The organism is Marinobacterium aestuariivivens (genome assembly GCF_042661465.1).
Taxonomy (GTDB): Bacteria; Pseudomonadota; Gammaproteobacteria; order Pseudomonadales; family Balneatricaceae; genus Marinobacterium_A; species Marinobacterium_A aestuariivivens.
The window spans coordinates 3102333-3123773 of the sequence record NZ_JBHSWE010000001.1 but is presented as its reverse complement, the minus strand read 5'-3'; the positions used below and the strand labels follow the sequence as shown (position 1 = coordinate 3123773).

General features: G+C 64.2%; 23 protein-coding genes and 2 pseudogenes. 9 read left to right on the top strand and 16 right to left on the bottom strand.

Translation table 11 applies throughout. The annotated features are described in order from the left end of the window. Positions 1 to 22: 22 nt before the first annotated feature. The 5 genes and pseudogenes from ACFQDL_RS16225 to ACFQDL_RS16205 form a co-directional block, all read right to left on the bottom strand. Positions 23 to 436 carry a GFA family protein gene (locus ACFQDL_RS16225; protein WP_379909949.1) on the bottom strand — a complete coding sequence of 138 codons (414 nt, stop codon included), beginning with the start codon at positions 434 to 436 and terminating at the stop codon, positions 23 to 25. A gap of 32 nt (positions 437 to 468) precedes the next feature. After that, complete coding sequence (locus tag ACFQDL_RS16220) at positions 469 to 1425, bottom strand: AAA family ATPase (protein WP_379909948.1); 957 nt, start codon at positions 1423 to 1425, stop codon at positions 469 to 471. Further along, on the bottom strand, positions 1317 to 1943 hold the full coding sequence (locus ACFQDL_RS16215) for a hypothetical protein (RefSeq protein ID WP_379909947.1): 627 nt from the start codon (positions 1941 to 1943) through the stop codon (positions 1317 to 1319). The genes ACFQDL_RS16220 and ACFQDL_RS16215 overlap by 109 nt, the downstream gene beginning before the upstream one ends. Before the next feature lie 29 nt (positions 1944 to 1972). Further along, on the bottom strand, positions 1973 to 2479 hold the full coding sequence (locus ACFQDL_RS16210) for a pirin-like C-terminal cupin domain-containing protein (protein WP_379913122.1): 507 nt from the start codon (positions 2477 to 2479) through the stop codon (positions 1973 to 1975). A gap of 80 nt (positions 2480 to 2559) precedes the next feature. Next, positions 2560 to 2769: pseudogene (locus ACFQDL_RS16205) on the bottom strand (pirin family protein); the annotation flags it as partial. A 304-nt stretch (positions 2770 to 3073) separates the two neighbouring features. Here ACFQDL_RS16205 and ACFQDL_RS16200 point away from each other — a divergent pair. Further along, positions 3074 to 3931, top strand: a complete 858-nt coding sequence (locus ACFQDL_RS16200) for a transglycosylase SLT domain-containing protein (protein ID WP_465263965.1) — start codon at positions 3074 to 3076, stop codon at positions 3929 to 3931. On the opposite strand, the gene rlmC is transcribed toward ACFQDL_RS16200, so the two are convergent. Continuing rightward, on the bottom strand, positions 3928 to 5142 hold the full coding sequence (rlmC, locus tag ACFQDL_RS16195) for a 23S rRNA (uracil(747)-C(5))-methyltransferase RlmC (RefSeq protein WP_379909946.1): 1215 nt from the start codon (positions 5140 to 5142) through the stop codon (positions 3928 to 3930). The genes ACFQDL_RS16200 and rlmC overlap by 4 nt on opposite strands. A gap of 543 nt (positions 5143 to 5685) precedes the next feature. Between rlmC and ACFQDL_RS16190 the strand changes: the two genes are divergently transcribed. After that, a complete protein-coding gene (locus ACFQDL_RS16190; RefSeq protein WP_379909945.1) occupies positions 5686 to 5904 on the top strand; it encodes a hypothetical protein in 219 nt (72 codons plus the stop codon). A gap of 153 nt (positions 5905 to 6057) precedes the next feature. Here ACFQDL_RS16190 and ACFQDL_RS16185 read toward each other — a convergent pair whose 3' ends face one another. From ACFQDL_RS16185 to ACFQDL_RS16165, 5 genes and pseudogenes are all read right to left on the bottom strand, one after another. Beyond that, positions 6058 to 6678 (bottom strand): GDSL-type esterase/lipase family protein, encoded by a 621-nt coding sequence (locus tag ACFQDL_RS16185; RefSeq protein WP_379909944.1) that lies wholly within the window; start codon positions 6676 to 6678, stop codon positions 6058 to 6060. Beyond that, on the bottom strand, positions 6675 to 7145 hold the full coding sequence (locus tag ACFQDL_RS16180; RefSeq protein ID WP_379909943.1) for an FKBP-type peptidyl-prolyl cis-trans isomerase: 471 nt from the start codon (positions 7143 to 7145) through the stop codon (positions 6675 to 6677). Before ACFQDL_RS16180 ends, ACFQDL_RS16185 begins: the two co-directional genes overlap by 4 nt. Beyond that, positions 7142 to 7818: pseudogene (locus ACFQDL_RS16175) on the bottom strand (alpha/beta hydrolase). Before ACFQDL_RS16175 ends, ACFQDL_RS16180 begins: the two are co-directional and overlap by 4 nt. Further along, positions 7815 to 8465 carry a pyridoxamine 5'-phosphate oxidase gene (gene pdxH / locus ACFQDL_RS16170; protein ID WP_379909942.1) on the bottom strand — a complete coding sequence of 217 codons (651 nt, stop codon included), beginning with the start codon at positions 8463 to 8465 and terminating at the stop codon, positions 7815 to 7817. Before pdxH ends, ACFQDL_RS16175 begins: the two are co-directional and overlap by 4 nt. A gap of 148 nt (positions 8466 to 8613) precedes the next feature. Further along, entirely contained in the window at positions 8614 to 9477 is an 864-nt protein-coding gene (locus ACFQDL_RS16165) for a fructosamine kinase family protein (protein WP_379909941.1), read from the bottom strand. A gap of 80 nt (positions 9478 to 9557) precedes the next feature. Here ACFQDL_RS16165 and ACFQDL_RS16160 point away from each other — a divergent pair, with 80 nt between their 5' ends. The 3 genes from ACFQDL_RS16160 (at position 9558) to ACFQDL_RS16150 (ending at position 14463) form a co-directional block, all read left to right on the top strand. Beyond that, the gene (locus tag ACFQDL_RS16160) at positions 9558 to 10793 is read left to right on the top strand and encodes a paraquat-inducible protein A (RefSeq protein WP_379909940.1); all 1236 of its coding nucleotides are present in this window, start codon (positions 9558 to 9560) and stop codon (positions 10791 to 10793) included. Between the two features lie 230 nt (positions 10794 to 11023). Next, positions 11024 to 13699 (top strand): PqiB family protein, encoded by a 2676-nt coding sequence (locus ACFQDL_RS16155; RefSeq protein ID WP_379909939.1) that lies wholly within the window; start codon positions 11024 to 11026, stop codon positions 13697 to 13699. A gap of 71 nt (positions 13700 to 13770) precedes the next feature. Continuing rightward, complete coding sequence (locus tag ACFQDL_RS16150) at positions 13771 to 14463, top strand: hypothetical protein (RefSeq protein ID WP_379909938.1); 693 nt, start codon at positions 13771 to 13773, stop codon at positions 14461 to 14463. Positions 14464 to 14529: 66 nt separating this feature from the next. On the opposite strand, the gene ACFQDL_RS16145 is transcribed toward ACFQDL_RS16150, so the two are convergent. From ACFQDL_RS16145 to ACFQDL_RS16125, 5 genes are read right to left on the bottom strand one after another with little or no spacing between them, the layout of a single operon-like run. Then, positions 14530 to 14799: a hypothetical protein gene (locus ACFQDL_RS16145; protein WP_379909937.1), complete on the bottom strand. Its 270-nt coding sequence runs from the start codon at positions 14797 to 14799 to the stop codon at positions 14530 to 14532. Between the two features lie 32 nt (positions 14800 to 14831). Beyond that, positions 14832 to 15536 (bottom strand): hypothetical protein, encoded by a 705-nt coding sequence (locus tag ACFQDL_RS16140; protein WP_379909936.1) that lies wholly within the window; start codon positions 15534 to 15536, stop codon positions 14832 to 14834. Between the two features lie 27 nt (positions 15537 to 15563). Continuing rightward, positions 15564 to 15716 carry a hypothetical protein gene (locus ACFQDL_RS16135; RefSeq protein WP_379909935.1) on the bottom strand — a complete coding sequence of 51 codons (153 nt, stop codon included), beginning with the start codon at positions 15714 to 15716 and terminating at the stop codon, positions 15564 to 15566. Positions 15717 to 15736: 20 nt separating this feature from the next. Continuing rightward, positions 15737 to 16414 (bottom strand): alpha/beta fold hydrolase, encoded by a 678-nt coding sequence (locus tag ACFQDL_RS16130; RefSeq protein ID WP_379909934.1) that lies wholly within the window; start codon positions 16412 to 16414, stop codon positions 15737 to 15739. Between the two features lie 24 nt (positions 16415 to 16438). Beyond that, positions 16439 to 16798 (bottom strand): PilZ domain-containing protein, encoded by a 360-nt coding sequence (locus tag ACFQDL_RS16125; RefSeq protein ID WP_379909933.1) that lies wholly within the window; start codon positions 16796 to 16798, stop codon positions 16439 to 16441. Between the two features lie 162 nt (positions 16799 to 16960). Here ACFQDL_RS16125 and ACFQDL_RS16120 point away from each other — a divergent pair, with 162 nt between their 5' ends. The 4 genes from ACFQDL_RS16120 to dapD all read left to right on the top strand — a co-directional run bounded on the left by ACFQDL_RS16120 (position 16961) and on the right by dapD (position 21348). Then, positions 16961 to 18358, top strand: a complete 1398-nt coding sequence (locus ACFQDL_RS16120) for a class II fumarate hydratase (RefSeq protein ID WP_379909932.1) — start codon at positions 16961 to 16963, stop codon at positions 18356 to 18358. 328 nt (positions 18359 to 18686) lie between these two features. After that, on the top strand, positions 18687 to 19883 hold the full coding sequence (gene dapC, locus ACFQDL_RS16115; protein ID WP_379909931.1) for a succinyldiaminopimelate transaminase: 1197 nt from the start codon (positions 18687 to 18689) through the stop codon (positions 19881 to 19883). Between the two features lie 66 nt (positions 19884 to 19949). Continuing rightward, complete coding sequence (locus ACFQDL_RS16110) at positions 19950 to 20297, top strand: ArsC family reductase (protein WP_379909930.1); 348 nt, start codon at positions 19950 to 19952, stop codon at positions 20295 to 20297. A gap of 19 nt (positions 20298 to 20316) precedes the next feature. Then, on the top strand, positions 20317 to 21348 hold the full coding sequence (gene dapD, locus ACFQDL_RS16105; protein WP_379909929.1) for a 2,3,4,5-tetrahydropyridine-2,6-dicarboxylate N-succinyltransferase: 1032 nt from the start codon (positions 20317 to 20319) through the stop codon (positions 21346 to 21348). Positions 21349 to 21441: the final 93 nt, after the last annotated feature.

The following is a 21441-nucleotide window of genomic DNA, read 5'->3' as shown; positions in this document are numbered from 1 at the left end:
CACCGGGACCCACCCGGCAGGGCTAGACGGGATACTCGTCGAAACGGGGCGCGTCGGCGAGGCTGTCGTCGTCCCAGATGGCACGGCTGGCGCAGAAGATGTGCGCCTGGGGCCGCAGCCCGGGGTCGGCATCCAGGGAACCGGCCGGCACCAGCAGATAGCTGCCGTCGCGACCGACATGGGGCACCGGAGACCCGCAATGGCTGCAGAAGCTCTTGCCGAACCGCTCGGCATCGGACAGTTCGAAACGCCGCACCAGGTCCTCCCCCTGCAGCCAGTGCAGCTGATCGGGTTTGCAGAACAGGTTGCTGACATGGGCCGAACCGCTGGCGCGCTGGCAGCGATTGCAGTGGCACAGCATGAAACGCCTGAACTCGCCGCCGATTTCGAATCGCACCTGACCGCACAGGCAGTGTCCGCGGGTTGCTTGGGTCATGACCTCTCCTCTTGTGTATTGATTCCTGTCGCTCAGTCGGCGGGAACCGCCCGCTCCTGCGCCCAGTGTCGCAGCTGGGCCACCGGCTCGGCCATCAGCACCGACAGCGGCCGTGTCGCCTCCAGCTCGGCCAGCAGCCCGGCGTCGCAGAGCCCGGCGCCACCGGCATGGGCCGCGTAATAGGCCGATACGACCGCCTGCTCGATCTCGGCACCGGAGAAACCTTCGCTCCGGGCCACCAGCCCGGCAAGATCGAAGCGGTCCGGGTCGGCATCATGGCGCGACAGATGGATCCGCAGCGCCGCCTCACGGGCCGAGGGACCGGGCAGGTCGACGAAAAACACCTCGTCGAAGCGCCCCTTGCGCACCAGTTCCGGCGGCAGCGCGGAAATATCGTTGGCCGTGGCCACCAGGAAAACGGCCCTGCGCTGCTCGGACATCCAGGTCAGCAGGGTACCCAGCAAGCGCTTCGAGGTGCCCTGATCGCCATCACCGGTCGAGAGCCCCTTTTCGATCTCGTCGATCCAGAGCACACAGGGCGCCATCACCTCGGCGGTGGCGAGGGCGTCGCGCAGATGGCGCTCGGACTCGCCGATGAACTTGTCGTACAGCGCGCCGGCATCGAATCGCAACAGCGGTACGCCCCAGGCACCGGCCACCGAGCGCGCGGCCAGGCTCTTGCCACACCCCTGCACCCCGAGCAGCAACAGCCCCCTCGGCAATGCCCCGCCGGGTGTTTTCGCCTCGCCGAGGAAAAAGGGCCGCCGGGTGCCGAGCCACTGCTTCATCCGGCTGAAGCCCGCCACCTGATCGGGCTCGACGGTCTCGTATTCGTACTGCAGAACACCCTCGCGGCTCAGCAGCCTGTATTTGGCCTCCATCACCGCCGGCAGATCCGAGTCGGTGATGGCGCCATCGTCCTGTATCGCGTTGCGCGCCAGGCGCCGTGCATCGAGCCGGCCGAGGCCGGCGAGGTTGCGGACCAGCATCTCCAGCGCCCGACTACTGGTCCGGACCGGGTACCGCTGTGCTGGGCCCAGAGCCGTGCCTCGTCACGCACGATCTCCTCCAGTTCGGCCCCGTCGGGCAGTGCCAGACGCAGGCTGGCGCCATGCTTTTCCAGCTCCGCCGGCATCTCGAGCTCATGACTGACCAGCACCAGTGTGTGGCGTTCGTCGAGGGCGATATCCTTGAGCAGGCGAACATGCAGCGGATCGTCGAGAAAGGGGTGCAGATCCGCCAGCAGGTAGATGCCGGGGACGGTCACCGAACGGATATGACCCAGTGCATCGACCGGCTTGGCGTGCATGCGTTGCGGCGGCATCGGCGTATCGAGCCGGGCCAGCCCTTCGGTCAGGCTCCATTTGAACAAGGGACGACCACTCCCCGTCAACTGCTCCAGCAGCAGGCGCTCGACCCGTTGCTCGTCATGGCTGCTGATCGCGATCAGCGGCGTGCGTGCGCGCAGCAGCGCCGCGAGATCCTGTATCTGTGACACTTTCGACATTCGAAGACGTTCCCTGCCCTGCTGTTCGGTTATTTGAGCCGCCCGTTCTGCGGCCATTCCGGCGCCTTCAGCGCGGGCCCCTCATAGCTGGATACCGGCAAAAAGCGGCGACCATTGTTCCAGTCGTCGAGCGCGGAGCGGATCGTCTCCTCGCGATGGGCGACAAAGTTCCACCAGATCTTGACGGGCTCTGCGACGGGAATGCCGCCCAGCAATATACAACAGCTGCCCGCCGACAACGCAACCTCCAGCGCGCGCCTCTGGCCGCCAAGATAACAGAGGCTGCCCGGGGACAGGCCCTGTCCCTCCAGCTTGAGGGCCCCTTGAGCACCATGATGCCGTACTCGAAATCCGGATCCAGCGTCAGCGTCCTCATGCCGCCCTGGCTGCTGGCCAGCTCCGCCGCCAACAGTGGCGAATGGCAGCGGGCCGGCGACATCAGATGGCCATAGGTCCCCATGACCACCCGGATGCGCACCCCGTCGATCAGGGTGTCCGGCAATTCGGCATGGTGCTCGAAGGCCGGCTCGCAGCACTCGGCATTCGGCGGCAGCGCCACCCAGAACTGCACGCCGAGCATGCGCGCGCTGCGATCGCCCGGACTCTCCTCGGAATGGGCAATGCCGGCGCCGGCGGTCATCAGGTTGAGCTGGCCCGGTTCGATGCGCTGCAGCGAACCCAGGCTGTCCTTGTGCAGCAGTTCGCCCTCGATCAGCCAGGTTACGGTCTGCAGGCCGATGTGGGGATGGGGCGCGACATCGACGCCCTTTCCCGGTGCAAACTCGACAGGTCCGATCAGGTCGAGAAAGCACCAGGACCCGATCATGCGCCGCGCCCGCTGCGGCAGCAGTCGGTTGACGATCAGCCCTGCGCCCAGATCGCTGGCCCTTCCGTGCAACAGATCGAGTTGTGGCTCCGGCGCTCTAGTTTCGCCCGGCATGGTCATGATCGCCTCCATCGGTTTACCCCGTTCAGTTAAGAATAGAAGCCCGGGCGGCTGTATTCACGGGTACCACCCCTTACGTCCTTACGTCCTTACGTCCTAACGCCCTCACGACTCACCACTCATCGCTTCAAGCCCCTGCAATTTCTGTTAAAGTTTCGGGGCAACACCAGACCAGGACGGTTAGATGCTTTACGAGTTTCCCTTGCCACGACTGTTCGCCGCCCTCGCCGGGATTCTCACCCTGGCCGGCTGCAGCAGTGCCCCGCCCCGTCAGCCCGACAATATCTGCTCGATCTTCGAGGAAAAAAGCGACTGGCACGAAGCGGCCCTGGACATGAACAAGCGCTGGGGCACGCCGGTGTACGTGCCCATGGCGATCATGTACCAGGAGTCGGGCTTTCGCCACGATGCCCGACCGCCGATGCGTTGGTTTCTGGGGCTGATCCCCTATGGCCGCGCCAGCTCCGCCTACGGCTACAGTCAGGCCAAGACCCTCACCTGGAGCGACTACGAACGGGAGACCGGCAATGGCTGGTCGTCGCGGGACGACTTCGCCGATGCCATGGATTTCGTTGGCTGGTACACCCACAAGACCCAGCGCCTGACCGGGGTGTCGAAATGGGACGCCCGCGGCCAGTACCTCGCCTATCACGAGGGCTGGGGGGTATCGCAACGGCAGCTACCGGCACAAGGCCTGGCTGGTGCGGGTCGCGGACAAGGTCGATCAGCGCTCGCGCCGCTATGCCGCCCAGTACAAGGGCTGCAAGGACGACCTGAGCCGCGGCGGGTGGCTGTTTTTCTAGGTTCATCGCGCTTTAGAAAGCGTAGGATGGGTGGAGCCGCAATGGCACTGTACGGTCAGTGCGCAGGAGATCGGCTGCGGCGTAACCCATCAATGACTCCGGCTGCTGCGATGCCGGCCCGACACCCTAAGATGGGTTACACGACGCCCTGTTTGCGTAAGGATCGGATATCCCGTGACCATGCGTCGTTCCACCCATCCTACGGATACTACGATCGATCAAGCCCGACAGACTGCTAGCCATCGCGCTCGAGCAGGGTGATCAGCTCGTAGTGGTGGCTGTGCGGAAACATGTCGAGCAGGCGCACCTGCAGCGGCCTGAACGACGGCATGCGCTCGAGATCCCGCGCCAGACTCGGGGCATTGCAGCTCGAGTAGATCAGCCAGCGGGCAGCCGAGGCTTCGAGGAAAGCACAGAGCCCGGGACCGATGCCGCGCCGGGGAGGGTTCAGAATCACCAGCGGCGGCACCTCTGTCTGCCCGGCGGCGAAGTCGGCCGCATCCAGCGCGCGGAATTCGACATCCGCCAGCGCCAGCTCGTCACGGCTCTGACAGGCACTCTGGATCGCCTCGGTGCTGATCTCGATTCCGGTCACCCGACGCCCCGGCGCCGCGCAATGCAATGCAAAGCCGCCAACGCCGCAGAACAGGTCCCAGATCGCGCCGGGCTGGAGCTCGTCGCACCAGTCCCGCGCCTGGGCATAGAGTGCGGCGGCAACCTCGTCATTGGTCTGGTAGAAGCTCTGCGGCCGCAGATGTAACGGCAGCCCATTGAGCCGCATCTGCAGAGTGCGGCTGCCGCTGAGCAGTATCTCCCTTTCACCTTCCAGCACCGCCTTGTGCTCGGGCTGCAGATTCACCGAGAGTACCCGCAGCTGCGGCAACTCGTCCTGCAGCGTCGCCAGATGCTTGCGCATGCGGCCGACCGCCTCCTGGGAACGCAGCACGAAACGTATCATCAGCTCACCGGACTGAACGGACAGCGTCAGCAGCAGGTACTTCAGCTCGCCGCTTCGGCTCGCCAGTTCGTAGGGGGCGATACGTGCCAGCCGGATAAAACGTATCAGCGGTTCGAATGCGCAGGCCAGCGCTTCGGGATAAAGTGGACAGTCACGCAGATCCTCGCCACGTCCGGCCATGCCGAGCGTACCCAGTACCGGAGCCTCCCAGCTGCCACTGACGACCATCTTGGCCTTGTTGCGAAAACCGCGCTCGCGGCTGCTCACCGGCGACAGCCATTTCGCATCGGGCCAGGCAGCCAGCAACTCACGGGCATGCTGTTGTTTCCATGCCAGCTGATCGGCATAGGGCGTCGGCAGATGGGTACAGGAGCGACACCGTCCGGCGGCGAAATGATGGCAGTGCATAGCGCGGATTCCAAAAGGCGACAACGCCTGTATTGATGGGTCCTCCGGACGGTCCAGGGAGCCGCCGCGGATGCCCTCCAGCACCCTTCTCGGCTGGAAGGCGCGCCATTTTAGCCAGAAAGCGCAGCTGGTCAAACAGTATTCAACACCCCCTCCCATTCCCGCCACGACATCGACCCCGAGCCCCCCGCCATCAACCCGTAAGACCCATAAGGCCCCCACTAAAACCTGCACTCCAGGGCACTCGCGCCTGCGTCTGTGAAGCGGAGGGTGGACCTGTCTGTTCGTCACTCGATAGCAAAAAATGAATTATCAATATTTGTTTTATGATAAGTCATGAATTTTTTATGAAATTTCAAAAATATGTTTATCCGACGCCTGGCACTGGCGGCGCTCAGCCGATCCGCTTTTTGAATCAATAACTTACAAAACCATCCCCCGAGCGCGACCTGTCCGAACGCCAATATAAAACCTTTATAAAACAACAAGTTAAATAAAAACAAAAAGTCTTTTGGATTTGTCACAGAACAAAACTGGTTATATACTGATCACTAAAAATAATTGATACATCAAATAGGAATTAAGACAGTGCAGGAAAGGGAAATTAAACTTCTTTTCAAGGCAGGTGTGTTCGATTCCTGTCAGGCCATTCCGGTATCGATGGCCCGGGGCTGGACGCTGAAGTTCGTCACCCGGGAGAACGAGCTGGTGACGCTGAACCTGCAGCGCAGCAAGGACGAGCGCGAGTTCAAGAGTCTCGATGGCGCGGCCGCGGTCGCCCGTCGTATCGGCTTCGAGTGGCTCAACGTGCAGATTGGCGACCTGAAATGGCGCGAGAAGATGTAGTTATTAACCCGGCGGGTTAATACATGAAGCAGGGACGCTTCATCATTGGCCGCAGGCCAATGCGAGCGCCACGGAAACCAGCATGTCCGCGCACCTGCGCCCGTTTCCGTGGCGTGACTGACAAATAGGTAGGGAACCTAGTTGTCAGCCAGGTTAATAGAGCGCGCCGGCTGACTGAAGAAGGTTCAGGAGCTCGTCGGCAATGCGGGCATAGCCGGCGGCATTGGGATGGATCTGATCGGACTTGAGGGAAGGTTCCGACAGGGTGTCGGCGATGGCGTCGGGCAGAAACACCAGCCCGTACTCATCGGCCAGTTCTTCGTAGAGGCCGGCGGTTCTGACCAGCAGCGACGGCTTCGGCACCCCGATCAGCACGACCTGGGCGCCCTGCTCGCGGGCCAGTTCGATCATCCGCGCGAGCGTCTCGCGAACGCGGCTCTCCGGCTGACCGCGCAGCAGATTGTTGCCGCCATGACAGAGAAGCACCAGTGCCGGCGACTCGGTCTCCAGCAGGCGTTGCAGCCGGGGCAGGCCCTGCTCGGCTAGCTCGCCCGGCACGCCGGCATTGACCATCGCCCAGCCGGTAAGACCGGCCAGCCGGGCCGGATAGCTTTCGGCCGGCGAGGCTCCGGTGCCGTACGTCAGACTGTCGCCGAATGCCAGCACCGGGGTTCCGGGCGGCAGGTAATCGAGCGAAGGCTCCCGCCCGCACCCTGCCAGCAAAAGACAGCCGACGAGCAGTACGGCGCCGCGGCGCACCAGCGACATCATCATGCGGGGTCGATGCGCCCCTTCGCGAGCTCCGCGTCGGTCGCGGCCCGTACCTCGACGATTTCGACCTCGAAGTCCAGGGTGCGGCCGGCATAGGGATGGTTGCTGTCGACCGTGACCCCCTCGTCGTCGATCTCGATCACTTCCGCCAGCTCCATATTGCCTTCATCGTCTTCGAGCTGACAGCTCATGCCGACCTCGACCTTGCCCAGTCCGTCGAAGAACGAGGGTTCGAGGGTTCGCACCTTGTCCTCGTCATAGAGTCCGTAGCCCAGCTGCGGCGGCACCCGCAGACGCAGGGTCTCGCCGGCCTCGTGTCCGGCCATCGCCTGCTCCAGCCCGGCGATGATATTGGCGTGCCCATGCAGGTAGGGCAGCGGCGCGCCATCGCGGGTATCGTCGATCAGATTGCGCTCCTCGTCGTAGAGCCGGTAGTGGAAGCTGACGACCGCATTTTCAGCGACTTTCATCCAGAGTTCCTCTGCAGTTGTTCGGTGAGCCAGTCGCCCACCCGTTTCAGTTCGGCGGCGCTGACTTCGTGGGCCAGCGGATACTGTTGCCATTCAGGCATCAGTCCCAGCTGTTGCAGCTCATCCCGCGCCCGCAGTCCGAGCGTCAGCGGCACCACATCGTCGTAATCGCCATGGCACAGGAGCAGCGGCAGCGACCTGTTGGCCGGATGAAGCTCCTCATGCAGCCGCGCCCTGGTCGCCAGGTAGGTCGAGAGCGCCACCACGCCCCCGAGCGTTTTTTCATAACGCAGGGCCGTATGATAGGCAACGGCTCCCCCTGGGAAAAGCCGATCAGGAAAATGCGCTCGGCGGGGATGCCCTGCGCTAGCTGCCGTTCGATCAGAACGCCGATCTGCTGTGCCGAGTGATCCAGCGACGCCTCGTCGATGCGCCTTTCGATATTCATTTCCAGAATGTCGTACCAGGCCGGCATCGGCCAGCCGCCGTTGACTGTCACGGGGCGCACCGGCGCATTGGGAAACAGGAAGCGCACCGGTTGCGACGGCGGCAGCTCGAGCAGCGGCACCGCCGGAACAAAGTCCGAGCCATCCGCACCCAGACCGTGCAGCCAGATAACGGCTGCGCCGGCCGGCTCCCCGGGCTCGACGCTGTGCAGGCTCAGTTCCGTCATGGCTGCAGCCGCTCGACAATCCAGCGACCGTCCTCGAGCCGGAAACTGAAGCGGTCGTGCAGCCGGCTTGCCCGCCCCTGCCAGAACTCGAAGCGCAGCGGCCGCAGACGGTAGCCGCCCCAGTCCTGCGGTTTCGGAATCCTGCCGTCGGGGCAGGCTGAGCGCAGCTGCTCGACCCGCTCGTCCAGAAGCGCCCGGCTTTCGATCACGGCACTCTGGTGCGAAGCCGCGGCGCTGAGACGGCTGCCGACGGGGCGCTCATTGAAATAGGTCTCGCCGTATGCTTCCGGCAGCCGCTCGACAGTGCCGGTAATACGCACCTGGCGCTCCAGCGCCGGCCAGTAGAACAGCAGCTCGGCCCGGGGATTGGCCGCCAGTTCCCGCCCCTTGCGGCTGCGGTAGTCGGTGTACCAGCAGAAGCCTTCGGCGTCGAAATGCTTCAGTAACACGATCCGGGCCGACGGCGTGCCGTCGGCATCGGCGGTGGCCAGTGTCATCGATGTGGCGTCATCGGGCAGCGCCTCGCGTGCCTCTTCGAGCCAGCGGCTGAACTGGTCGACCGGGTCCTGCTGCAGGTCCGCACGCCCCAGCGACTTGGCCTGATACTCCCGTCGCAGCGCCTTGTAGTTGCCCGTGTTGTCTGTCATTGGTTTTCCTCTGTGTCCGTCACCCCCAGGCAGGGATCCGGCTTTCGAAAGGGGTAGGTGCCTATCCTAGCGCGTAACGCCTAAGGCGTAACGCGTCACTTGTCACCTGTCGCTAGTCACAGGCAACCCGCGCGCACGTTACAACAGATCAGCGGCCATAACGACGACATAGATCACGAACCGCCGCTTTGTAGCCGCCGCCGAACAGATAGAGATGATTGAGCAGGTGCCAGAGGTTGTACAGTTCGGCGCGCTGCTCCCAGCCCGGCAACAGCGGTCTGACACCCTGGTAGGCCTCGTAGAATGCCGGATCGAAACCGCCGAACAGCCGGGTCATCGCCAGGTCCGTCTCGGCCCAGCCCCAGTAGACCGCCGGGTCGATCAGCACCGGTTGGCCCCGGGCGCCCGCCAGTACATTGCCGGACCAGAGATCGCCATGCAGCAGCCGCGGATCGTCCTGCGGCAACCACTGCTCCAGTCGCGCGGCGATTGACTCCAGCTGCTGCACCTCGTCCCGGCTCAGCAGTCGACGCCCGAAACAGAGCTGGGCCCCATGGAGCAGCCGGCGCTCGGCAAAGAAGCGATAACCATCGGACAGTTTCATGTTCGGCTGGCGGGTACCGCCGCAAAACGAATCGATACCGTAGCCGAAAGCCGGTTTGGGCTTCAGATGCAGCGCGGCCAGACCTTCACCGAGCCGTGCCCAGAAGTCGTCGGCCGGCGCGGCACCGTCGATATATTCCAGCAACAGTGAATCGCCATACTGGTAAAGCACCGCCGGCACCGCGACCGGCCCGGTTCGCGCAAGATCTTCGAGGCCACGCGCCTCGGCCGCCACCGCCTCGGCGGCATCGGCACGATAGCACTTGTGCAGCAGGCGGCTGCCGTCATGCAGGTCGAGCCGGCTGACGACGGAGCCGCGACTACCGCCAAGACGCGTGACCCGGGCCACGGCCGGACGTCGCTGTTGCCGCAGCCATTCGGATATGGGCTTGGGGACGGAATCTGGCATACTGGTACGCTCAATGGATGAACATACAGCCTTTGTGCAAAGGCTATAGTGTCGGTTGTAATCGGGAAGCCTTACATAGTATGGACAAAATGATCGCCTGCCATCACTGCGATCTGCTGCTGGCCCGGCCACGGGTCCCGCCAGGCCACTCGGCACGCTGTCCGCGCTGCGGTTCCACGCTGATCTCGGCTCGCCACAACAGTGTCGAGCGCACCCTGGCGCTGGCCATCGCGGGGTTGATCCTGTTTCTGCCGGCCAATCTCTATCCACTGTTGAGCCTCGAGGCCCTCGGCCTGCGCCAGAGCCAGACCATCTTTTCCAGTGCCATGTCCCTCTATGCCGACGGCCTCTGGCTGGTGGCGCTGCTGATTCTGCTGTTCGCGATGCTGGTGCCGCTGACGAAACTGCTGCTGCTGTTCTACGTCAGCGCCTCGCTGCAGGGTGGCGGCCTCTGGCGCGGCACCGCCCTGGCGCTGCGCAGCTATCAGTACCTCGACGAATGGGGCATGCTGGAAGTCTACCTGCTGGGTATCCTGGTGTCGGTGGTGAAGCTGATCGATGTCGCCAGCGTCGAACCCGGGCTCGGCGTTTACAGCCTGGCGGCCCTGATCCTGATCACCATCCTGAGCTCCACCATGCTGGATCGCGATCTGTTCTGGCGCCTGATCGGCGAGCGACATCCAAATCCCCTGCCTGACATCCGGCCCGGCGAGCAACCGATCAACTGTCACGACTGTCATCTGCTGTGCCCGGCCGCCATGGAGGAGCTGCACTGCCCCCGCTGCCATGGGCGATTGCACCCCCGTACACCCCACTCCCTGGCCTGGACCTGGTCTCTGGTCCTGACCGCCGGTTTTCTGCTGATCCCCGCCAATATGCTGCCGATCATGACGGTGCGCACCCTCGGACGGGGCGAGCCGAGCACCATTCTCGAGGGCGTCGTCGAGCTGACCCAGCATGGCCTGTTCTGGATCGCCCTGGTGGTACTGGTGGCCAGCGTCATTATTCCGGTCGGCAAGCTGGTCGGCATGTTGATCCTGCTGCTGACGGTGCAGCTGGGCTGGACCACCAACCTGCGCCAGAAGATGCTGATGTACCGCTTCGTCGAATGGGTCGGGCGCTGGTCGATGCTGGATATCTTCGTGGTCGGTATCCTGGTGGCCCTGGTCCAGCTCGGCAACCTGACCCATATCATCGGCAACCATGGCGCCACCGCCTTCGCCGCCGTCGTGATCTGCACCATGGTGGCGGCGCAGAAATTCGACACCCGGCTGATCTGGGACCGCCATCTGCAGGCATCGCAGGCGGCCGGATGATCGCCATGGGCCGCGCAATCCGCTAGGCTCGCACAAGGAACAGTGAATGCACCGAGGCCGTAAATGAGTGATACGCCCAGTCCACCGCCCGCCCTGGTACGCAGGCATCGAGGGCCATCTTCTTGTATGAGGGGATTCTGCCGTTACTGGCGCCAGGCACCGTACCACACCATAGCGAGTCGCAACCGATATGCCCCCAACCGGCACCTGAAAACCGTCGAGGCTGTAGCATGACCGAAACGCCCAGCCCCCCGGCCCTGATCCGCAAACATCGAGGCCCCTCGGCGGTGTGGATTCTGCCGCTGCTGGCAGCACTGATTGCCGGCTGGCTGGTATACAAGAACTACCGCGAAGCCGGCATCGAGATTCAGGTGGTCTTCGACTCGGCCGAGGGGCTGGAGATCAACAAGACCAAGCTGCTGTACAAGGGACTGCCCGGCGGTACCCTGACGTCGCTGCGCCTGAACGAGGACCTGCGCACCGTCACCGCGATCATCCAGGTTGCCCCCGAAGCCGAACAGCTGCTGCACGAGGACAGCGAGTTCTGGCTGGTAAAACCCCAGGTTTCGCTGTCCGGGGTACGCGGCCTCGAGACCCTGCTCTCGGGCTACTATATCGGCGTCAAGCCCGGTGAAGGCCCACCGGCACGGCATTTTCGCGCCCGCAAGGAGCCGCCGCCGCCGACCAAGGACGACGAGGGGCTCTATATCACCCTGTTCGCCGACAGCGCCGAATCCCTCAATCGCGGCTCGCGCGTCTATTACCGCCACATCGATGTCGGCGAGGTGGTCGATTATCGCCTGTCGGAAACCGGCGACGATATTCTGATCGACCTCTATATCGAGCCGCGCTACACCCACCTGGTGAAAAAGAACTCCCGCTTCTGGAACGCCAGCGGCATCCAGGTCAAGGCGGACCTGCCCAAGATCGATGTGCGTTTTGGCTCCCTGGCCGCGATCATCGCCGGCGGCATCCATTTCTTCAACGCCCCCTTCGAATCCCCTCCGGCCGACAGTGGCGACCAGTTCAAGCTCTACGCCGATTTCGAGGCGGCCGAGGACGGCATCGAGGTCGAACTGCTGTTTCCCGGCACCGCCGCCCTCAGCGAGGGAACCGATGTCATCAGCCAGGGCATCCGCGTCGGCCGCGTTCGGTCGCTGCACCTGAGCGACGATTTCAGCCAGTTGCGCGCCCAACTGCTGATCGACCCGCGGGCGCGCAACCTGCTGCGCAGCGGCAGCCGCTTCTGGCTCGAACGCCCCCAGCTGAGCCTCGACAGCCTCGGCGACTGGCGCTCCCTGGTCAAGGGCAGCCATATCGAGCTGGAACCGGGCACCGGTCAGGAGCAGTTCCGCTTCGAGGCACTGGAGATGGCCCCCGCACGCCCGCCGATCTACCAGGGTCTGCCGATCGAGCTGGTGACCGAGCGCCTGGGGTCGATCTCGCGCGGCTCGCCGATTCTCTATCGCCAGTTGCCCGTCGGCAGCGTCACCGGCTACGAGCTCATCGACAAGGGTGAACGGGTATTGATTCACGGCGTGGTCCGCGAGCATTACCGCGAGCTGGTGGCCCGCCACAGCCGTTTCTGGAACAGCAGTGGCGTGCGTTTCGCCGCCAGTCTCGAAGGCGTCGAACTGGAAACCGAGTCGCTGCGTTCCCTGGTTGCCGGCGGCATCAGCTTTTTCACACCGGACATCCGCGACCCCGAGGCGGCGCAACCGAGCCAGCGCTTCCGACTCTACGAGGACTTCGACGAGGCCTCCGGCCACGGACGCCTGCTGTATGCCGAACGCGCCGAGAAAAAGATGATTCGCCTCGAGGCCGACAGCCTCGGCTCCCTCGGCGTCGGGTCACCGGTGCTGTACAAGCAGCTGCCGGTCGGCCGGGTCAGTCACTATCGGCTCGCCGGGGACGGCAGCCACGTCGAGATCGAGCTGCTGATCGACAAGCCCTACCGCGAGCTCGTCAGCAGCCAGTCGCGATTCTGGAATGCCAGCGGGGTTTCGGCGAGCGTCAGTCCCCGGCAGGGACTGAAACTGAGGACGGAATCACTGGCTTCGGCGGTGGCCGGCGGCATCGCCTTCGAAACACCGCCGGGCGGTGCGCCGGTCGGGCCGAAACAGGTTTTCCGTCTCTACAAGGATCACGACAGCAGCGTCGAGCAGGGACTGGAGATCCGCATACTGTTCCCGGGCGACCAGGAGCTTCAGGCCGGCGCGCCGATCCGCTATCGCGGACTGGAGGTGGGCCGCATCGAGGACGTACGGCTGCACGACGCCAGGGGCACCCTGGATGCCCGGGCGGTACTCTTCCGCGAAGGGCACTTCCTGGCGCGCAAGGGCAGCTGGTTCTGGATTACCGAACCGGAGATCAGGCTGTCCGCGATTCGCCACCCGGCCAACCTGTTGTTCGGCAACCATGTCGAGGTCCGCCCGGGGCCGGAGCATGCCGAAGCCAGCCGCCACTTCGTTGCCGCCAGCGATGCGCCCCAGGACTATTACGGCAATGGCATCAACCTGATCCTCGATGCCGGCCAGCTGGGGGCTCTGGAGAAGGGCAGCCGCCTCTTCTATCGCCAGGTGCCGGTCGGTGAAGTCACAGGCTACCGGCTCTCCGGGGATGGCCAGAGCGTGGAGGTCTTCGTCCACGTCCGCAGCGAGCACGCGCACCTGGTACGGGAAGGCAGCCAGTTCTGGAATATCAGCGGCATTCACGCCGACCTGGATCTTTTCAAGGGGTTGAAATTCGACAGTCCCACGCTCGAAAGCCTGGTCGGCGGCGGCATCGCCTTCCGCTCGCCGGCGGACGGCGAGCGGGTCGCCAACGGCAGCCGTTTCCGGCTGCTGGAGCAGCAGCCCGAGAAACCGCCCGAGACGGCGGGCGAGCCGCCCGTGCCGGCCACCTGATTCCAGGCTGGCCACGGCACGGACGCCAGCGGCCGGCTACAATCGATCCAGATGGGAAGACTATGAGCTGTATGCGACCGATAACGTATCTGATCCTGCTGATCGCCCTGTCCCTGACCGGCTGCGCACCCCAGGAGACCCGCCCGTTCCAGGTCCGCAACCTGGCCAAATCCGATATCGACATGGTCACCGATGCCCATATCGCCGAGGTCAACCGTCTCTGCCGCGAGCTGATGCTCAAGCTGTACCGGCGCAACCCGAGGGAGCTGGCCAAGGCCCCGCCCGGCACCACCGTATCCCAGCGGCTTTACCAGCTGTTCGAATTTCCGCGCCGGACCCGCTTCGCCGAACTGGACAACCGCTATGGCATCCATGCCATCCCGCTGGCCTTCGACCCCGCCTTCGAGGGGGACAGGGTGTTCGCGCTGATGGTCGGTATCAGCGGCATGCTGCACCTGGCCTACAACGGCCAGGACGAGTTCTTCCTGCTCGACGAGATCGACCAGCAGAAGCTCTACAACAGCGCCCGCAATCTCGAGCGCATCGCCTGGCAGCTCAACCACAGCCAGGACGACAGCGGCGAACCCTTTCTATACGCCAACGGGCTCAGCGACGCCGGAGTGCAGAACCTCAGCTTTGCCCGCACCTTCGGCAAGCTGATCGCGCTGCAGGACATGATGGCCCGGATCATCGCCGATACCCAGAACCGCACCATCAACCGGGTGGTGCATGGCGCCGCGTCGACGGTATTGCTGCCGATTTGAGGTGAAGCGTTACGGGTTACGGGTTACGGGTTACGGGTTACGGGAGCTATCGTCACTTGTCACGCGTCACGCGTCACTGCACCCGGGCAGCGGCCTGTTGACGCGGATATCGGCGATCTTGTGGTTGTCGTTGAGGTAAAGCGTGACATCGGCCCGCGACGGCATCTCCTCGAGCATGAAACGGGTGAGGCGCTCGTAGTGCTGGATAAAGTGGCGGATTTCAGTCTGGCCCATGATGCGCAGATGATCGGTCGCCTCGCCGGTATCGAACAGGTGCTGCATCCGCTCGGCGAGCTTCTGCTCCTGCAGTGAACGCCACTCGTAGACCACGTCCATACTCGGCACCCTGAGCATGATCTGAACATCGATCAGTGAAAACAGCTCGCGGTAGGCCCCTGGAGCTGGTCGTTGACGTAGCGCCGCCAGGCACCGTCCGGATCCTCCCGCCGCTCCAGTTCGTTGACCGGCGCCTTCAGGTCGTCCTCCTCCTGTGAGCGGGCGCCGACGCACCAGCCCTCCAGCACCACCACATCGGCCGGGCCCGTCCACTCCTGCCAGACCGAGGCCGGACAGCGGTCGTCGATCGACTTGTCGAAGACCGGTATCCGGAGCGGCTGCCCGGTATCCCGCTTCAGTGCATGCAGCAGTTCGATGCCGAGCCCGATATCGTGGGTGCCGGGCACGCCGCGGGTACGCAGCAGCGGATGCACCTCGGCCGCGAGACGCTCGCGTTCTGCCCGGGTTTTGTAGAGGTCATCGATCGAAAGGCCCGCCACCCTCAGGCCGAAACCTTCGCTCAGCGTCACCTCGAGCAGGTTGAACAGCGTCGCCTTGCCGGCGCCCTGGGCACCGTTGACCCCCACCACCAGCGGCCCTCCCCGCCGCCGCCGGTGACAGACGAGCCAGGCCGCCAGAGGAACGTGGATCGCCTCGAACATTTCAACCAGGCCGATATCGACCCGCAACGACTCGAGGGTCGAGGCAAAGGCGCGCTCGACGGCATCGACCGCCCGACGCCGCTCAGAGGCGCTCAGGCAGAGCTGATCTTGCGGCCAGCGGGTCAGCAAACTCATAGGGGATTCCTTGGCGCCATGAAGTGATCAGAGGTGACGGTGACCGCGCAGCCAGCGGGTGATGGCCTCGATCTGCGCCGGCTCCATCAGCGACGGCGCATGCTCGATGCCGGGCAGGTTCAGCACCTCCAGGGCAGGTGTCTCGCGCTGCATGCGCTCGACCGTCTCGGGCCTGAGCACGTCCGAGGCCTCGCCCCAGATCAGCAGGCGCGGGCAGCGGACCTGCTGCCACTGGCTCCAGAGATCGAGGTCGCTGTCGGTATTTGCGCGCAGACTTTCGGCAATCGCCGGATCGTAGTGCAGCGCCAGGCGGCCGTCCGGCAGTTCGCGGCAGCCCGCCTGCGCCAGACGTCGCCACTGATCGTCATCGATATTGCGCAGGGCCGGATAGGTCTGGCGCAGCCGGCCTCGGCGGCCTCGAGGCTGTCGAAATGCCGCTCGCCCAGATAACCGGCGATGCGCTGCAGGGCTTCGCGGGAAACGAAGGGGCCTATATCGTTCAGTATCAGGGTCCTGATGGGACTGTTGGGCAGGGCGGCCAGACAGAGACCGATCAGCCCTCCCATCGAGGTGCCGATCCAGTCCACCTGCTCGACATCGAGGCGCGCAAGCAGCACCGTCATGTCGTTCAGATACTGGCCGAGCTGATAGGCGTCCGGCGCCGGCAGCCAGTCGCTGCCGCCGCGGCCGGCGACATCGGGACAGACTACGCGAAACTCGCGCGACAGACTCCGGGCCAGTTCGTCAAAGTCGCGACTGTTGCGGGCCAGGCCATGCACGCACACCAGTACGCGCTCGTTGTCCGCACTGCCCCACTCGTGATACCGGAGTCGGTGAAACCCCCGGGCGTTGAGGGCAGTAACAGTGCCGGTACGCATGAAATTTTCCCCCGCTTCGTCTGATCAGTGCAAGCGCGACTCGACGTAGCGGCTCAGCAGCTCCAGGCTGTCGTCGGCGACACTGAGAATCTTCATGCCCAGCTGGTAGCGATTCTGTGCCAGACGCTGCATGTGGACAAGACGACAGTGACAGTGAACCGGCCCGGCTTCCAGCCCGAAGTGAAGATTGACTTCGACCGGTGTGCCCGACTTCAGGCGACGACTGGCATCGAGCAGACTGTCCAGCTGCTCGCCTCCCTCGATCAGCACACCGCCCACGCTGAGGTTGATCAGTCGCACGTCGAGGCTGTCTCCGCCATACGGCTCGAGTTCCGCCGGCAGGTCCACGCCCACCCGCGGATGTAAACGCATGTCTGCCTGCATCCCTATCCTCCCTCTTTTTATCAAACATTTAGCCGAAGTTGCGGCGCCGCACAACCCCTGACCGCTTTGCGGCCGGCTATATTTAGAGGGTTCCGCGGCCATCCGGCCCGGGACCTGCACGGAAACAGTGGCCCACGCGGCAGCGACGGGAGGAGGCGGCAGATGAGTCAATATCGTATCGAACAGGACAGCATGGGCGAGCTCCAGGTACCGGCCGACGCCCTTTACGGCGCCCAGACACAGCGCGCGGTGGAGAACTTCCCGATCAGCGGTCTGAGACTGCCGCCCGCCTTCATACGGGCCCTGGCGCTGATCAAGGCCGCGGCCGCGGAGTGCAACGCCGATCTCGGCCTGCTGAAACCGGAGATCGCCGGCGCCATCAGCCAGGCTGCACGCACCATCGCCGCCGGCGAGTACCTCGACCAGTTTCCGGTCGACGTTTTCCAGACCGGCTCCGGCACCAGCTCCAACATGAATGCCAACGAGGTGATTGCCACCCTGGCCTCGCAGCTGTGCGGCGAGGCCGTCAACCCGAACGATCATGTCAATATGGGCCAGAGCTCCAACGATGTCATTCCGACCGCCATTCATCTCAGCGCCGCCCTGGTGCTCGACGAGGCGTTGCTGCCGGCGCTGCACCACCTGCAGGTGACCATCGACAGCCGGGCCGAGGAGCTCGAGGGGCTGGTCAAGACCGGCCGTACCCATCTGATGGACGCCATGCCGGTGCAGCTGTCGCAGGCACTGTCGGGCTGGTCCGGACAGATTCAGCTGGCGATGCGCCGACTCGAGGACAGCCGCGACCGTCTGCATCGCCTGGCCCAGGGCGGTACCGCCGTGGGCACCGGAATCAATGCCCACCCGGAATTCTCGGCCCGGATGGCACGGCGCCTGAGCGAATTCACCGGACTGACGCTGCTGCCGGCGGCCAACCTGTTCTGCGCCCTGTCGAGCCAGGACACCGCGGTCGAACTCTCGGGTCAGCTTAAGGCCTGCGCCTGCGCACTGATGAAAATCGCCAACGACCTGCGCTGGATGAACTCGGGCCCGCTGGCGGGACTCGGCGAGATCGAGCTGCAGGCCCTGCAGCCCGGCTCCTCGATCATGCCGGGCAAGGTCAACCCGGTGATCCCGGAGGCCGTGGTGATGGTCGGCGCCCAGGTGATCGGCAACGATGCCGCCATCAGCGTCGGCGGCCAGCACGGCAACTTCGAACTCAACGTGATGCTGCCGGTGATCGCCCACAACCTGTTGCAGAGCGAACAGCTGCTGGCCAGCGCCGCCCGGCAGCTGGCCGACAAGGCCATCCGCAGCTTCAAGGTCAACGAGGAGAGCCTGCAGGCCGCCCTGGCCCGCAACCCGATACTGGTGACAGCGCTGAACCCGATCATCGGCTACCAGAAAGCCGCCGCCATCGCCAAGAAAGCCTACGCAGAGGGCCGCCCGGTCATCGACGTCGCCGCCGAAGAGACCGACCTGTCGCGGGAAGAGCTCAGGCGCCTGCTCGATCCCGCCAAGCTCACGGAGGGGGATTCAAGGGTAATGGTGGTGAACCTGTAGGCTGGAATGAACCCCGAAGGGGTGAATTCCAGCGAGCTGTTACGCAAACCCGGAATTCACAGGCTCATTCCAGGCTACAGACTGCTCGATCCCGTCGAGTTCACGGAGGACGCCATCCGATACCAATCGATCTGTACGACGATCGATATGATGGGTTAGGCGATGCCCATATTGTGCCGTGATCGTTTAATACCGTGCCATTGCATCGCTGCGCCCATCCTACATCCTGTCTTCTGCTCGGGGGTTAATCGCAAGGGGCGGATTCGCTATAATCCGTTACCTTTTTCGATTCGCCGCGCAGGCCATTAACCTTGGGACACTTTTTACGATGAACCGGGACCTCGAGAAGCTTCAGCCCTACCCGTTCGAAAAACTGGCCGACCTCAAGGCCCAGGTGACGCCGCCGGCCGACAAGGCCCATATCGCCCTGTCGATCGGCGAACCCAAGCATCCGTCGCCGGCCTTCGTCGCCCAGGTGCTGGCCGACAACCTGAACTGCCTGGCCAACTACCCGACCACCGCCGGCATGCCGGAGCTGCGCCAGGCCATCGCCGACTGGTGCACCCGTCGTTTCTCGCTCAAGCCGGGCAGCCTCGATGCCAGCCGTGCCGTACTGCCGGTCAACGGTACCCGTGAAGCCATCTTTGCCTTCACCCAGGCCGCCGTCGATCGTCGCGACGATGCCCTGGTGATCTCGCCGAACCCCTTCTATCAGATCTACGAAGGCGCCGCCTACCTGTCCGGTGCCGAGCCCTGGTTCCTCAACTGTGATGCCGAACGCGGCTTCATTCCCGATTTCGATGCGGTACCGGCCGATGTCTGGCGCCGCTGCCAGTTGCTGTTCCTCTGCTCGCCCGGCAACCCCACCGGCGCGGTGATCGGCCGCGACGTGCTGAAGAAGCTGATCGCGCTGTCCGACGAATACGACTTCATCATCGCCTCGGACGAATGCTACTCGGAGATCTATTTCGACGAGGCCCTGCCGCCGGTCGGTCTGCTGCAGGTCTGCGCCGAGCTTGGCCGTGACGACTACCGCAACTGCGTGGTGTTCCACAGCCTGTCCAAGCGCTCCAACCTGCCGGGGCTGCGTTCGGGCTTCATCGCCGGCGACGCCGCGCTGCTGGTCCCCTTCCTGAGCTATCGCACCTATCACGGCAGCTCGATGCCGGTGCAGCACCAGCTGGCGTCGATAGCGGCCTGGAACGACGAGACTCATGTGCTGGAAAACCGCGACAAGTATCGCGAAAAGTTCGCCCGTGTCGTCGAGATCCTGTCGCCGGTAATGGACGTATGCCAGCCCGACGCCAGTTTCTATCTCTGGGCGCCGACGCCGATCGACGACGACAAGTTCGCCCAGGGACTGTTCGAGCAGCAGAACGTCACGGTACTGCCCGGCCGCTACCTGTCCCGCGAGGTCGATGGCCGCCTGCCGGGCGCCGGTTTCGTGCGTATGGCCCTGGTCGCCACACTCGAGGAGTGTGTCGAGGCGGCCGAGCGTATCCGGGCCTACGTGGAGTCCCTGTAGGTGGGATTTCGCCCACAGAGCGGGCTCCCACAAATGCACCAAGAACACAGTGACAAGGTTTGACCTATGATCTGCCTTTACGGAATCAAGAACTGCGACACCATCAAGAAGGCGCGCAAATGGCTGGACGAAGCCGGTATCGAATACCGCTTCCACGACTATCGCGTCGATGGCCTCGCGCGCAGCCAGCTGGAGGCCTGGGCGGCGGAGCTGGGCTGGGAGGCCCTGCTGAACCGGCGCGGCACCACCTGGCGCGCCCAACCCGACGAGGTCAAGAACAGCATTGACGAAGCCGGCGCCATCGACCTGATGCTGGCACAGCCGGCGATGATCAAGCGCCCGCTGCTGGATACCGGCGACGCGCGCCACCTCGGCTTCAGGGCCGACGACTATGCGCGACTGCTCGCAAACTAAACACGACTGGAGTGACAAGATGACCAACTTTGCTTTCGGCCTCGGAGTAGGCACAAAATCTTCGGCCGGCGACTGGCTCGAGGTGTACTTCAACACCCCGCTGCTGAACGCACCGGACAGTCTGATCAAGGCGGTCGGCGACGCCCTCGGCTACGAAGGCGGCAACCAGACTTTCGAGATCGGGGAATCCCAGCTCAAGGCACTGGAAGCGGCCTTCCTGTCGGTCGATGCCGAGGCACAGGCCGAGATCGTCGAAGTGCTCGAAGGCACCCGGCAGCCGCTGGTCGTCTGCATCCTCGAAACCGACGCCGAGCCCCAGACCACCGCCGAGGTGTACCTGAAGCTGTCGCTGCTGTCACACCGCCTGGTCAAGCCCCACGGCATCAATCTGACCGGCATGTTCGGCAAGCTGCCGAACGTCGCCTGGACCAGCGAAGGCGCCGTGGCACTCGATGAGCTGCCCAAACGCCAGCTGGCCGCCCGCGCCCAGGGCCGCGTGCTGGACGTGCATTCGGTCGACAAGTTCCCGAAAATGACCAACTACGTGGTGCCGGCCGGCATCCGCGTCGGTGACGCCGCCCGCATCCGCCTGGGCGCCCACGTCGGCGAAGGCACCACCGTGATGCACGAAGGTTTCATCAACTTCAATGCCGGCACCCTCGGCGTCAGCATGGTCGAAGGCCGCATATCCGCCGGCGTCGTCGTCGGCAACGGCTCCGACCTCGGCGGCGGCTGCTCCACCATGGGCACCCTGTCCGGTGGCAACAACGTCGTCATCTCGGTCGGCGAGAACTGCCTGCTGGGCGCCAATGCCGGTCTCGGTCTGCCGCTGGGCGATCGCTGCACCGTCGAAGCGGGCCTCTATGTCACCGGTAGCTCCAAGGTGACCCTGCTGGACGACCAGAACAACGAGGTTCGTGTGGTCAAGGCCGCTGAGCTGGCCGGTCAGCCGGACCTGCTGTTCCGCCGCAACTCCCAGAACGGGCGCATCGAGGTCAAGACCAACAAGAGCGCCATCGAACTGAACGCCGAGCTGCACAAGCACAACTAAAAGGCGACTACCCACCGGGCATCCGCGAACGCCACGCGGGCCCGGTTCATACCGCTTTACCTGACGCCTTCCCATTCGACTGCGGATTCAAGC